We start from the raw sequence: 12,841 nt of genomic DNA on the forward strand, positions 1-12,841 counted from the left end.
CTTTTTCCATTTTGAGGTATCTGCTACACCATTTTCTTATGGTGGTTGGCTTCTCCTTTGGGGGGTTTTCGGGGGGCGGGGGGGGGGGGCCCGGGGGCGCCCCGCCCCCCCCCCCCCCCCCACGGCCGGTCTTTTGTCCACCACCACGTGACGTGAGGGCGTAAGGGTTCATGAGGGAAACCGGTGTCCGCGAGGGCGATTTCCCCGAAGGGGATTTCTCGCACCGCCTGCGGGAACTGTGGACCAGGTCCGGCGTGCCGGTCGAGGGCTTGCTGGCCTTTGGGCGCAGGCCTCGGGTCGGCGGCGCGGACTGGTCGGAGGCGGAGGTCCGTTCCTGGCTGGACGGCACCGCCCTGCCGGTCAAGGACTGGCAGTTCCGACTGCTGGTCGCCTACCTGGAGTCGGCCGCGCGATCCCGCGACGAGGGATACGTCATGAATTCCGTGGAATTCTGGTACATGTTGTACTGGAAAGCCGTGGAAGAGCTCCACGGAGTCCCTCCCAGAAAGCGTTCGGGAACTCCCCCGCGCACACCCCAGGAGCGAGACCTGCGAGGCTCCCTCACACTCCTCAGGGAGTGGCGCTGGGACAGCGAATGGTTCTCCGCCCTGCGGGACCTCGACAATTTCGAGCGCGTCCCCGAACACGTCGCCACGCCCCTCTGGGGATATCTGCAGCGGCACGGACACCGCCTGCCCGTGGTCTACGCGAACGGAACGGTCGACCGGTCCGGCGCCCTCTTCGGCGACGCGGAGCTGGAGCGGGCGCGCGAACGGCTGGACGCCGCGGTCCAGCGGTTCGCGACCCACTCCGACGCGCTCGTGTGGGAGGACCCGGACCACCCCGCGGTACTCGTGCTGCCCGCCTCCCTCGAAGGGCGTGACGAGGCCGCCCGCGGCATGCGCGCGGCGGTCGACGGCATCGTGGCGGCGTACTTCGCCCTGGTGGAGCTCATCCGGGCCCGGCACCTGGTCGACGACGCCTTCCGCTTCGAGCCGACCGAACACGGCGGTCTCGCCGCGTTTCCCGTCTGACGCTCCAGCACCGGCGAACGGGAGCCGGAGACTGCCGCGCCCTATTATCGTCCCGATGACGATAATAGGGCGCGCCCGCGGCGAGCCGAATGACGTCGACGCACGACGCCACGGAGATCGCATCGGCCCATGCCGAGCCGGCGCGGCGGGCGGCGGGTGCGGTGGCGGGGATCACCGGGACGGAGCGTTGGCGAGATCTGCACGAGGAGCTCACGCACCTTCTCGGCGGCGCCAGTTCGGCTCAGGCGGAGTTCCACCACATGGTGCGACTGGACACGTGGCGCGAGCATTGGGGGCCGCTCGCGAGCGGGGTGACCACGCGACTGAGACCGCCTCGGAGGTGAGGAGTCAGGATCGGGGCGAGGGTCACGGCCCTCGGTCGACTCGGGGGGGGGCGACGGCGGAAGCGATCCGGCCGCGGCCGCGCTGCCGACCATCACCCCTGCGCTGTCCGCCAGGTGGTGCCGGAAGCGTCGTCCCTGTACGCGAGGTGACCGAGCGGCAGGGCCGGCAGGCTCGCCAGCGACGGGTCACGCTCCAGCAAGTGCGCCGCGTACATCAGGCGCGGGCGCCCGAACCAGCGTGGCTCCACAGCCGAGAACGCCTGCCAGTCGCCGTCCTCATCGAGGTGGACACGCACGACCGGCCGCCCGCGGTACACACACCCGGACACGAAGACAGGGTCGCCGGGAGACAGAACTCGCACCGGGCCGCACACCTCATGCGCGTCGTCCGCCATCCGCCCTCCCTCGGTGAAGGGCCTCATCTCAACACACGCCTCGGACGCGGACGCGCTCGGGTCGGCACCCGGGGGCCGTCGCTTCCCCTGCCGAGGGGGGAAATTCAACTCTCGTTCTCGGCGGTTGACTTGAGGATGCGTCGCTTCACACCCTCTCAAGGAGTGACGTGCGTCACTCATTAAGGGTTGTTTAAGAATCAACGTCGCGACTGTCCCGTTTTTCACGATTTCTACGCTGCGGCCCACAGTTGACGCCTACCTTGAGTGTCGGTCAAAGTCTCCCCATCTTCCGCCCCAACATCCGCGGATCTGCCATATCACCCACCACTTCTCCACACCTGGAGCATCCGCATGCGCAACAGGACTGCCCTGACCACAGCAGTCACCTCCAGCGCCCCTGAGCCGGAGTCAGGTCCCCCGCAGGACGACCTCGTCTTCGGGAAGGTCGCGTGGCCCGGCGGTCCCTGTCAGGGGGCCCGCACGCAGGACGTCGAGCTCTTCGACGGGGAGCTGACGCCAACGCGCGGCGCTGCTGACTCCGGGCCGCCGCGCGCACGTCATGGGGCCGGGAAGCCCCGGCACGTAAGGAAGACGTCACGGGCGCGGAGGGCCGCGTCGGCGGCCGAACGTGACGACAGGGCCGGCCTGTCGCTCCCGCTGCTCCTGTCGGGCGCGCTGGCCGCGGGAATCGGTTTGACCGTGGGTCTGACCTCGGGGCTGGGCCAGGCGCGCCCGGACAGTCTGTCCCTCACGATGCCCGACCTCCCACCTCCCAGCACGACCCCGGACGCCGAGCCGCCGACCATCACGCTCGTGTCCCCTCGGCCTCCCACGACGACGACCGTCGCTCCGACGACCTCGCCGGCGACCGACAGCCCGCGCACCCCGGCGAGGACGTCCACTCCCCGCACCCCGCCCCCGTCGTCCGCCACCCACAGGCCCACGGCGAGCCCGACGCGCAGCTCCGCACCGCCCGGGCGGACGCCGGACACGGACGTCATCCAGCTCGGCAGCACCGGCCCCGAGGTCGACGATCTGCAGCGTCGCCTCCGCCAACTTCATCTGTACCTGGGCTCGGTCGACGGCGTCTTCAGCGACTCCGTGGCAACGGCTCTGAGCCGCTTCCAAACAGCCCGCAACATCCCCGAGGCACGCGGCGTCTACGGTCCGCTGACGCGCGCCGCCCTGTACGCCGAGACCAGTCGCGACGACCGGGACGACTGGGGCTGGGACGACTGGGCCGGCTGGGACGACTGACCCGGCGATCGGTCAGGTGACGGGCTCGACGCCCCCCAGACCCCATCTCCTCACCTGTCCCACGCCCGGGAAGGAACCGGGAATCGGCCACAACCCGCTGTTCACCGACGCCAACGTGGCCCTGTACGCGGGCGGCGACTACATGGTGGACGGCGGGTCCGCCGAGGCGGAGGGCCTGTTGGTCGTCCGCGGGAACGCCACCTTCGCCAAGAAGTCCGGGGGTGTGTTCAACGTGGGCCGGGTCGGGGCCGGTTCCGGCATCCTGCCCGAGTCGGGTTCGGTGATGCTCGCCGTGGGGTGCCCTGTCGATCGCCAAGGGCACGACGGTGGACGTGGGCCACGGCCTGACGGGTGTACGGGACGCCCTCACCCGTACGACGCGTTCGGCGACAGCATCCGCGGCGAGTCCAGGTCGCTCGCCGCGCTCGCGCCGACCGGGACGGCCGTCCGGTCGGGCGGGACCGTGACCTTCAAGGGCGGCGGGCACGGGGCCGGTCCCCAGGTCTTCGAGATCTCCGCGAAGGACATGGACGGCGCTTCCAGCTTCGTGTTCACGTCGATCCCCGACAAGGACGCCGTCGTGGTCAACGTGACGGGCGGCCAGGCCGTCGGCATCTCCCCCATGTCCGTCGGGTTCAACGGCGATCGCGTCGACGTCTACGACTCCGCCCACTTCGGCGAGGCCGCGTCGCGGATCCTCCACAACTTGGAGGACTCCACCTCGATCAGCCTCGGCGGCGGGGGCAACTTCATGGGGTCGATCGTCGCGCCCAAGGCCGGCGCGGACCTGACCGCCAGCACCAACGGCCGGGTGTACGCCGGTGGCGACATCCGCACCCACGGCACCGGCAACGAGAGCCACAACTACCCCTGGACGGGCTCGTCGACGTTCGCGTGCAAGCCCGAGCCGACCGCGCCGGAGGTGCCGAACGGCACTCCGTCGCAGCCGACTCCGACGCCGTCGCGGCCCGGCACCGAGAGCACTCCCCCGGTGCGGCCCGGCACGTCCACCCCGACGCCCGACGCGTCCACGCCGACGCCGGGGACCTCCGAGCCGACGCCCTCGCAGTCCACGTCCGCGACGCCTCCCCCGGGAGGCGGCAAGGACGACGGCTCGCTCGCGACGACGGGCGGGCAGATCGCCCCGTACCTGATCACCGCCGCCGCGCTCGGAGCTGCCGGTGGAGCGACCCTGCTGGCCACACGCCGCCGCCGCGTCCAACGCTGACGGTACGGGCAACGCCTCAGGGCCTACGGGCAGTTGTAGCGGTAGTCGTTCGCGTCGGTGGTGCAGGTGTCGATGCCGGAGCCGCCGTCGACGGCGTCGTTGGCGCCCACGCCGTCCTGGGAGTTGAGGTTGTCGTTGCCGCCTTCGCCGGCGAGCCAGTCGTTGCCGGACTGGCCGAACAGCCGGTCGGTGCCGGTGCCGCCGCTGATGTAGTCGTTGCCGGCTCCGCCGTAGATCGTGTCGTTGCCGCCGTGGCCGTAGACGGTGTCGTTGCCACTGAGCGCGCAGATCACATCGCCCGCGGCGGTGCCGTTGATCGTCTCGGTGGCACTGGTGCCGATGATGGTGCAGCCACGAGCGTTGTTGACGGTGGTCGAGGCGCTGGCCTGGTTGTTGGTCTGGTTGGGGTCCTCCTGGACCGACCCGGCAACCACCCAGTCCGTCAGGGTGCCGGTCGCACGCGGCTCGGCGACCACGGTGACGGTGGCCGAGGCACCGGGGGCGATGTTCCCGAGGCTGCAGTTCATGGTGGTCGGGTTGACGGTGCAGGGACCGCCCTGGCTGGGGGTGGCCGACAGCAGGGTGCCCGACCCGCCGGTGAGGGTGTCGGAGACCGATACCCCGGCGGTCGTCGTCGTGCTGTGGTTGGTCACCCGGATCGTGTACGTCACCGTGTCACCGAGACTGACGGTGGCGGGCCCGGTCTTGGTGACGGAGATGTCCACCGTGGGCGGGGGCGGGGTGTCGTCGATCCGATAGCGGACCACGGCCTGGTTGTCGCCGTCCTGGCCGGACACGACGATCTTCCCGTCGGACTGCAGCGCCACGGCGTAGGCCTCGTCGAAGAACGTCGAGATGTCGGTGGTCACCAGGCCGTCACCGTGGAAGGTGGTGTCCAGGGAGCCGTCCGTGTTGTAGCGGGCGACCGCGAGATCGAGGCTCGCGCCGCCCACGACCACGATCTTGCCGTCCTCCTGGAGGACCATGTCGTGCCCCACCGCGGAGCTCGCACCGAAGGCGGTGGTCACCGTGCCGGTTCCGCCGCCGAACGCCGGGCTCAGGTTCCCGTCCTCGTCGTAGCGGGCCACGGCGAACCGGGATCCCGTCCCGCTGCCACTGGACCCGGCGGCGACGAACCCTCCGGGTACTTGTTCCACGCTCCGGATCTCGTTCCCGAACGCCGTGGCCACCTTGCCGTTGTCGCCGAACGACGCGTCCGTGCCCCCGAACTCCTGAAAGAAGCGCATGAGCCCGAAGCCGGCCGGGCTTGAACCGGCCGCGAGATACGCTTCGCCGCCCGCCGGCGTCAGGTCGTAGATCGCCGAGCCGCCGCCGGCGTACGTGAAGACGGTCTTCCCCGAGCCGTCGTCGCCCCACGGGGCCTCGGGGGTACCGGCGGAGGTGAAGGCGGCGACCATCGCGTTGCCGCCCAGGGCGCCGCCGATGATGATGCGGCCGTCGGTTCCGTTGATCACGGTGTTGGCGACGCTCGATGCGGTCGACCCGAGTCCGGTGACGAGCTTGCCGTCGCCGGAGAACGTGGTGTCCAGGGAGCCGTCCAGGGTGTAGCGCGCCATCGCCACCTGCGGCACGAAGGTGTCCGCCGGCCCGCTGCTGCCCACGACGAGGAGCCCGCCGGTGCTGTCCTGCATCAGTGCCCGGGCCTCGTCGTGGCTGCCGGCGTCGAAGTCGGTGAAGACGACACCGTCGCCGCCGCCGAATGTCGTGTCCCGGCTGCCGTCGGCGTTGTGCCGCACGAGGACGAAGTCGTAGGGCTGCTCGAAATCGGAGCCGCTGCCGAGTGTGACGATCTTGCCGTCCGCCTGCACGAGCACATCCGAGTTGAACTCGGCGTTCGCGACGTCGACGGTGACCTTTCCGTCCCCGCTGAAGCCCGGATCCAGGTCGCCCGGGACTGCCGTCGCGACGCCCGGCAGGCTCAGGGCGAGTGACAGGGCGAGGCCCGCGACGAGTGCGGCGCGGGCACGGCCGCCGCGCAGGCTTCCTCTCCGCACCGCTCCGACATCGGCCATGGTTGTGGACATCTGAACCTCTCCGCCTCCGACCGCCCCGCGGCCGGTCACCGCCAGTGACGGCCTTCAGCTTCCGGCCACCGTCGGCGCGGGAGCGTAGCGGCTCGCGATACTGGGCCCGCTGGGCGAGGGGAGCCCACTCGTGTGGGTGAGGGGATCTTGGTGGACACGGCCGCCGTGCGCGCTGAGGCGCACCGCGTGGAGGGCGGCATCGCAACCGATCGCAACGATCGGAAATTCTCTCCTGAACCATTGACTTCGATCGTGACGATCGTATTGTTCCCATGACCGTACGAGGCCGGGGAGTTGATGCCCCGGATTCCCCTCAGGAGGACACATTGCAACGTCGCAAGCTCCTCACCACACTTGCCGGCGCGGTCGGCGCGCTCGTGCTGCACAGCGCGGTTCCGTCGAGCGCGGTTCCGTCGAGCGCGGATGCGTCGAGCGCGGCCGCGGGGTTCACCGTGTACACCAACGAGCGGGGTGCTCATCCGACCGGGCAGCCCCAGTACGGCGCCACGAAGGCCACTGTCGTCTACGACGTCTTCGCCTACCGCTGCGACGCGACCGGCTGTACCTCCAACGGCGGGGCGCTGCCTTCGCAGGCCACGTACGAGGCCAAGGTCAAGGAGTACATGGGCGCAGGGCAGTTCGGGGGTGAGGCGACCGCGCCGGTCGTGCTCGACTTCGAGGACATCGAGCTGACGCAGGTTCCCACGGGGCAGGCGGCGACCCATGCCTACAACCTGTGGCGGCAGTTGCTGACGTGGACCCGCAACGCGGCTCCGCAGGCGCCGATCTGCCACTACGGCTACGACTGGCAGACACGCAACCAGGAACTGATCAAGCAGCTGCACGACGACGACCTGCTGAACTGCTTCGCCCCCCGTGCCTACTTCGACGACGGCCAGTCGTTGGCGGCCTGGACGAGCCGGTTCGACGCGTCGATCGCGCGCGACCGCGCGATGGCGCCGGATCACCCCGTCTACCCGTACGTCAACCCGGTGTCGTTCCCCTCGGAGACGTACCAGCCGGGCAACAGCTGGGCCCATGTGATCCAGCAGGTCAAGGCGAAGGCCGACGGTGTCGTGGTCTGGGAGGCCGGCGCCGAGAACGCCGACGCCTGCCCCTGGGTGTCGCAGCACTCGTACGAGATGGGCGTCATCACCGGAACCGGAAGCAGCGGCCCGCTCCGGGCCACTGCCACTCCGCCGAGCGGCGACTGCACGGTCTCCCGCGGCGCCCAGGTCCCGATCCCCGTCACGATCACCAACACCTCGGGCTCCACCACGGCCGCCACGCAGATGCAGTCCATCGGAGGGCAGTCGCCGGGGGTCGGCACCTACGGCACCGGCTGGCAGTACTGGAACGTGCCCGCCCTCGCGCCGGGTGCGACCTTCCGGACGACGCTGTACCTGAACATCGACGCGTCCCAGGTCACGAGTACGGTGCTGCTCCACCTCAGGACCGGTCTCAGCGACACGCCTCTGGCGCTGATCGTGATGTGACGTGCCCCCGCGGGGCCGTTCACCTGAGGCCGTACACGCGCTTCGCCGTGCCGGAGAAGACCGCCGTCCGTTCCGGCTCGGTGAGGTCCGCCGTCAGCTCGTGTGCCGTCGTCACCACCTCGCCGTACGAGCTCGCCAGGAGGCAGACCGGCCAGTCCGATCCGAACATCAGGCGGTCCGGGCCGAAGACCTCCAGGGCCGTTTCGGTGTACGGCCGCAGGTCGTCGGGGGTCCAGGAGTCCCAGCGCGCCTCGGTGACGAGGCCCGAGAGCTTGGCCGTCGTGTGCGGCAGGGTGGCCAGGGCGTGGAGGTGCCGGGCCCAGGTGTTCCGTTCGCCGGTGGCGACGGGGGGCTTGCCCAGGTGGTCGAGGACGAAGGTGAGGTGCGGCAGCAGGAAGGCCGCCGAGGTCGCGGCGGGCAGCTGGTGGGGGCGGATCACGAGATCGTAGGCGAGGCCCGCCGAGGCCACGGCGTCCAGGCCGCGCAGGACGTCCCGCCGCAGGATCCACAGCGGGTCGGGCTCGCTCTGGATCTGGTGGCGGATGCCCACCAGCTTGTTCCCGCCCGGCAGTTCACGGAGCCGAGCGAGTTCGTCGGCCACGTCGGGGGCCGTGAGGTCGGTCCAGCCGACCACTCCCGCGACGAGGTCGTGGGCGCCGGCCAGGGCGAGGAGTTCCGGTGTCTCCTCGGCCGTCGTGACCGTCTGTACGAGGACGGTCGATGTCACGCCCGCCGCACCCGTTTCGGGCGCGAGGTCGGCGAGGGTGAAGTTCCTTCGCAGCGGCGTCATTTCGTCGTCCGCGAGCCAGGGCTGGTCCCGCGCGCCGAGGTCCCACACGTGGTGGTGGGCGTCCACGATGCCGCCGTGCATCACAGCTCCCAGACGACGGGCAGGCCGGCGGCCGCGCCGTCGGCGCCGTAGTCGTGGACGACGTCGAGCAGTTCGGCCATCCGGGCCTGCCAGGCGACGTTGACCGGGAGGTGCTCCAGGGCGGCGAGGAGCCTCGTGTAGTCCTCGCACTCCAGGACGTGGAAGAGGTCGGTGCCGCTGCGCCAGATCGTCCAGGAAGTGGCTCCGGCCGCGCGGATGGCCCGGGTCAGTTCCTCGGGGACCGCGCGATGGGCGTCCTCGTACGCGGTGACGCGGTCGGGACGGACCCTGGTGTGCAGGGCGACTCTCATGACGGCTCCTCGGTGGATCGGGCGGCGACGACGATGACGTCGAGGGTGCGGGGGCCGTGGACGCCCTCGATCCGGTCGAGTTCGATGTCGCTGGTGGCGGACGGTCCGGAGACGAAGGTGAGCGGGGCTGCGGGGTCGAGACGGGACAGCGCTTCGGGGACGTCTCCGACGATCTGGTCCTCGCGCACCACACAGATGTGGTGGTCGGGGAGGAGGGAGAGGGCTCGGCGGCCCTGTCCGGGGCCCGCGTCCAGGACCACCGTGCCCGTGACGGCGATCCCGACGGCCGCGGTGGTGAGCACCGCCGCCGCGTCCAGGTCGTCCGGGGAGAGCGGCGGTACGTCCCCGAGGCGGGTGAAGCGGCCCTGGGGCAGGAGCTTTTCGGGGAATCCGGGCGGTACCACGACGCCGTCGGCGGGTCGCTCGGCCAAGGCAGCCGCGATGGTGCCCGCCACCTTCGCCCGTGTCGTGCGGATGACGGACGCCCCGTGGTCGGCGACGCGTTCCACGAAGAGGGCCACCGGGTCGGGGGCCGTGGAGACGGCGCGGTAGTCGCGGGGAACGAGATCGCCGTCGGGTGTCTCGCTCGCCGGGACGTCTGCCAGGGCCTCCGCGATGCGGGCCAGTACGGCCTCTCTCGTGCTGCTCATCCCTCGCCTCCTTCTCTCGTGCGGCGGCGCCACCAGCTCCGGAAGGACTCGGCGGGCGGCGCGGGCGTGTCGCGGGTGTCGGACCATCGGGAGAGCGGGCCCGGAAGTCGCCGTATCAGTCCGCGGCGCCCCCACAGGCGGGCCGCGAACCCGGCGGCCCGCCCGAGTTTTCCGAGACGGGTGGGTGAGCCCAGTACCATCGCCGCCGCCCCCATGGCCAAAGACTCGGCCGTCGGCAGGAGCCGGCCGGCCGCCTTCGCCTCGACGGCCCGGGCCCGCAGATGGACCAGGACCTCGGGGATGTCGATCCGCACCGGGCACGCGTCGTAGCAGGCGCCGCAGAGCGTGGAGGCGAACGGCAGCGTGTCCGCGTGCTCGACCCCGACGAGCTGCGGGGTGAGCACCGCGCCGATCGGGCCCGCGTACACCGATCCGTACGCGTGGCCGCCGGTGCGCTCGTACACGGGGCAGACGTTGAGGCAGGCGGAGCAGCGGATGCAGGACAGTGCCTGCCGTCCGACGGTGTCCTTCAGGGTGGCGGTGCGGCCGTTGTCGAGCAGGACGAGGTGGAAGTCCTGCGGCCCGTCCCCCGGTGTCACACCGGTCCACATCGAGGTGTACGGGTTCATCCGCTCGCCGGTCGAGGAGCGGGGCAGCAGCTGCAGGAAGACGTCGAGGTCGGCGAAGGAGGGCAGGACCTTCTCGATGCCCATGACGGTGATCAGGGTCTCCGGCAGGGTCAGGCACATCCGGCCGTTGCCCTCGGACTCCACGACGCACACCGTGCCCGTGTCGGCGGCGGCGAAGTTGGCGCCGGAGACGGCGACCTTCGCGCGGAGGAACTTCTCCCGCAGATGCAGCCGCGCCGCCTCGGCCAGTTCGCGCGGGTCGTCGGTGAGTCCGGCGGGCGCCGGCCTGCCCCACTTCCCCATCTCCCGGCGGAAGATCTCACGGATCTCGGCCCGGCCGCGGTGCAGGGCCGGGACCAGGATGTGCGAGGGCCGGTCGTCGCCGAGCTGCACGATGAGTTCGGCGAGGTCGGTCTCGTACGCACGGATCCCGGCGGCGTCCAGTGCCTCGTTGAGGCCGATCTCCTGCGTCGCCATCGACTTGATCTTGAGGACCTCGGTCTCGCCCGTGGCCCGGACGAGCTCGGTGACGATGCGGCGGGCGTCGGCGGCGTCGGACGCCCAGTGCACCTGGCCGCCCGCCCGGGTGACGGACTCCTCGAGGCGCAGGAGGTGGTGGTCGAGGTGGCGGAGCGTGGTGCGCTTGACGGCCTCGCCGGCCTCGCGCAGCCGCTCCCAGTGGTCGAGTTCCGCGGTGGCGGCGAGGCGCCTGTCGCGGATCGTGGTCGTGGCTCGGCGCAGGTTCGCACGCAGTCGGCCGTCGGCGAGGGCGGTGCGTGCGGCGTCGGGGAAGCCGGGGGCGCCGAGCCATACGACGTTGTCGGTGGCGGTCATCGGGGGTCTCCGTCCGTCGAGGCGAGGATCTCGGCGAGGTGGCGGGTGCCGATGCCGGTCCGCAGCCGGGAGAGTCCGCCGCCGATGTGCAGGAGGCAGGAGTTGTCCCCCGCCGTGAGGACCGCGGCGCCGGTCTCCTGCACGTGCCGCATCTTGTCGGCGAGCATGGCGTGGGAGGTGTCCGCGTTCTTGAGGGCGAAGGTGCCGCCGAAGCCGCAGCAGGACTCCGCGGCGGGCAGCTCGACGAGGTCGATGCCCTTGACGGCCCTCAGGAGCTTCAGGGGACGGTCCGCGACCCGGAGCGTACGGAGTGAGTGGCAGGTGGGGTGGTAGGTGACACGGTGCGGGAAGTACGCGCCCACGTCGGTGACGCCCAGGACGTCGACGAGCAGTTCGGACAGCTCGTACACGCGCGGCCCGATCCGTTCGGCGTCGGCGGCCAGGCCCGCCTCGCCGTGCTCCTGGGCGACCTTCGTGTGGTGGTGGCGGATCGTTCCGGCGCAGGACGCGGAGGGGGTCACGATCGCGTCGTGGCCGGCGAACACCTCGGTGAAGCGGCGCACCATGGGCAGGGCCCGCGACCGGTACCCGGTGTTGATGTGCATCTGGCCGCAGCACGCCTGGGCCCGCGGGAAGTCGACGGTGTGGCCGAGCCGTTCGAGGAGGGTGACCACGGCCCTGCCCGTCCGCGGGAACATCGTGTCGTTGAAGCAGGTGACGAAGAGGGCGATGCGCACGGTCAGCTCTCCTCCGGCACCGGGACGGCGGCCGGCAGCAGGCCCTCGGCGCGCAGTTCGGCCCACACGTCGGCGGGGAGGGGCCGCGCGAGCTGCTCGGCGGCGTCGCGGACCTCGTGTCCCGAGCGGGCGCCGACGAGGACGCTCGCGACGGCCGGGTGGCCGAAGGGGAAGCGCAGGGCGAGGGCGCGCAGGGGCACGCCATGCCGTTCGGCGACGGCCTGGAGGCGCAGGGCGCGGGCCAGGACCTCGGGCGGCGCGGTGGTGTAGTCGTAGGTCGCTCCGGGCCGGGGGGCCGCGAGGAGCCCGGAGTTGAAGACGCCGCCGATCACGACGCTCCTGCCGCGGGCCGCGGCCTCCGGCAGGAGGTCGGTGAGGGCGCTCTGGTCGAGGAGGGTGTAGCGGCCGGCGCACAGCACCACGTCGACGTCGGTGTCGCGGACGAACCGGGTCAGCATGGCGGTCTGGTTCATCCCGGCGCCGATCGCGCCGATCACGCCCTCCGCGCGCAGCCGCTCCAGCTCCGGATACGCCTGGTCGAAGGCTTCCCGGGCGTGGTCGTCGGGGTCGTGGAGGTAGACGACGTCGACGCGGTCGTGGCCGAGGCGCACCAGGCTCTCGTGGATGCTGCGGCGTACGCCGTCGGCGGAGAAGTCCCAGACGCGGCGGTGGGTGGCCGGCACGGCGAACCCGTTGGCGAGGTCGTCGCCGCCGCCGGTGGCCGGCCGGAGGAGCCGGCCGACCTTGGTGGACAGGACGTACGTGTCCCGCGGTCGGGTGCGCAGGGCGGCGCCGAGACGTTCCTCGGAGAGGCCGAGGCCGTAGTGCGGGGCGGTGTCGAAGCACCGGATGCCAGCGTCCCAGGCGGCGTCGACGGCGCCGGCGGCCTGTGCCACGTTGACCGGTGCGTAGAGGTTGCCGATGCCGGCGGCGCCGAAGGAGAGCGCGGTGACGGCGACCTTGCCGGTGCCGAGGGGGTGGTGTCGCACGGGGGCGGTGCCTTTCGCTCG

General features: G+C 71.4%; 12 protein-coding genes. 4 read left to right on the forward strand and 8 right to left on the reverse strand.

Translation table 11 applies throughout. From position 1 onward, the window contains the following. Nucleotides 1-170 precede the first annotated feature (170 nt). Nucleotides 171-1,034, forward strand: coding sequence for a hypothetical protein (locus tag ACF09C_RS00310; RefSeq protein ID WP_392086947.1), 864 nt, complete (start codon nt 171-173; stop codon nt 1,032-1,034). A 436-nt stretch (nt 1,035-1,470) separates the two neighbouring features. Here the strand turns inward: ACF09C_RS00310 and ACF09C_RS00315 are convergent, their stop codons facing one another. Then, nucleotides 1,471-1,773, reverse strand: coding sequence for a hypothetical protein (locus ACF09C_RS00315; protein ID WP_392086949.1), 303 nt, complete (start codon nt 1,771-1,773; stop codon nt 1,471-1,473). A gap of 699 nt (nt 1,774-2,472) precedes the next feature. Between ACF09C_RS00315 and ACF09C_RS00320 the strand changes: the two genes are divergently transcribed. Both ACF09C_RS00320 and ACF09C_RS00325 read left to right on the forward strand, forming a co-directional pair. After that, nucleotides 2,473-3,030, forward strand: coding sequence for a peptidoglycan-binding protein (locus ACF09C_RS00320; RefSeq protein WP_392088599.1), 558 nt, complete (start codon nt 2,473-2,475; stop codon nt 3,028-3,030). Between the two features lie 115 nt (nt 3,031-3,145). Beyond that, entirely contained in the window at nt 3,146-4,258 is a 1,113-nt protein-coding gene (locus tag ACF09C_RS00325) for a choice-of-anchor A family protein (RefSeq protein ID WP_392086951.1), read from the forward strand. A 23-nt stretch (nt 4,259-4,281) separates the two neighbouring features. On the opposite strand, the gene ACF09C_RS00330 is transcribed toward ACF09C_RS00325, so the two are convergent. After that, complete coding sequence (locus ACF09C_RS00330) at nt 4,282-6,303, reverse strand: calcium-binding protein (protein ID WP_392086954.1); 2,022 nt, start codon at nt 6,301-6,303, stop codon at nt 4,282-4,284. 326 nt (nt 6,304-6,629) lie between these two features. Here ACF09C_RS00330 and ACF09C_RS00335 point away from each other — a divergent pair, with 326 nt between their 5' ends. Further along, a complete protein-coding gene (locus ACF09C_RS00335; RefSeq protein ID WP_392086956.1) occupies nt 6,630-7,799 on the forward strand; it encodes a hypothetical protein in 1,170 nt (389 codons plus the stop codon). Between the two features lie 19 nt (nt 7,800-7,818). On the opposite strand, the gene ACF09C_RS00340 is transcribed toward ACF09C_RS00335, so the two are convergent. From ACF09C_RS00340 to ACF09C_RS00365, 6 genes are read right to left on the reverse strand one after another with little or no spacing between them, the layout of a single operon-like run. Continuing rightward, a complete protein-coding gene (locus ACF09C_RS00340; protein WP_392086958.1) occupies nt 7,819-8,670 on the reverse strand; it encodes an amidohydrolase family protein in 852 nt (283 codons plus the stop codon). After that, complete coding sequence (locus ACF09C_RS00345) at nt 8,670-8,981, reverse strand: L-rhamnose mutarotase (protein ID WP_392086961.1); 312 nt, start codon at nt 8,979-8,981, stop codon at nt 8,670-8,672. Before ACF09C_RS00345 ends, ACF09C_RS00340 begins: the two co-directional genes overlap by 1 nt. Next, nucleotides 8,978-9,631, reverse strand: a complete 654-nt coding sequence (locus tag ACF09C_RS00350) for a lactate utilization protein C (protein ID WP_392086963.1) — start codon at nt 9,629-9,631, stop codon at nt 8,978-8,980. The genes ACF09C_RS00345 and ACF09C_RS00350 overlap by 4 nt, the downstream gene beginning before the upstream one ends. Next, a complete protein-coding gene (locus ACF09C_RS00355; protein ID WP_392086966.1) occupies nt 9,628-11,094 on the reverse strand; it encodes a lactate utilization protein B in 1,467 nt (488 codons plus the stop codon). The genes ACF09C_RS00350 and ACF09C_RS00355 overlap by 4 nt, the downstream gene beginning before the upstream one ends. Then, entirely contained in the window at nt 11,091-11,831 is a 741-nt protein-coding gene (locus ACF09C_RS00360; RefSeq protein ID WP_392086967.1) for a (Fe-S)-binding protein, read from the reverse strand. Before ACF09C_RS00360 ends, ACF09C_RS00355 begins: the two co-directional genes overlap by 4 nt. A 2-nt stretch (nt 11,832-11,833) precedes the next feature. Continuing rightward, nucleotides 11,834-12,820, reverse strand: a complete 987-nt coding sequence (locus tag ACF09C_RS00365) for an aldo/keto reductase (protein WP_392086969.1) — start codon at nt 12,818-12,820, stop codon at nt 11,834-11,836. Nucleotides 12,821-12,841: the final 21 nt, after the last annotated feature.

Source organism: Streptomyces sp. NPDC014870, assembly GCF_043081505.1.
GTDB lineage: Bacteria > Actinomycetota > Actinomycetes > Streptomycetales > Streptomycetaceae > Streptomyces.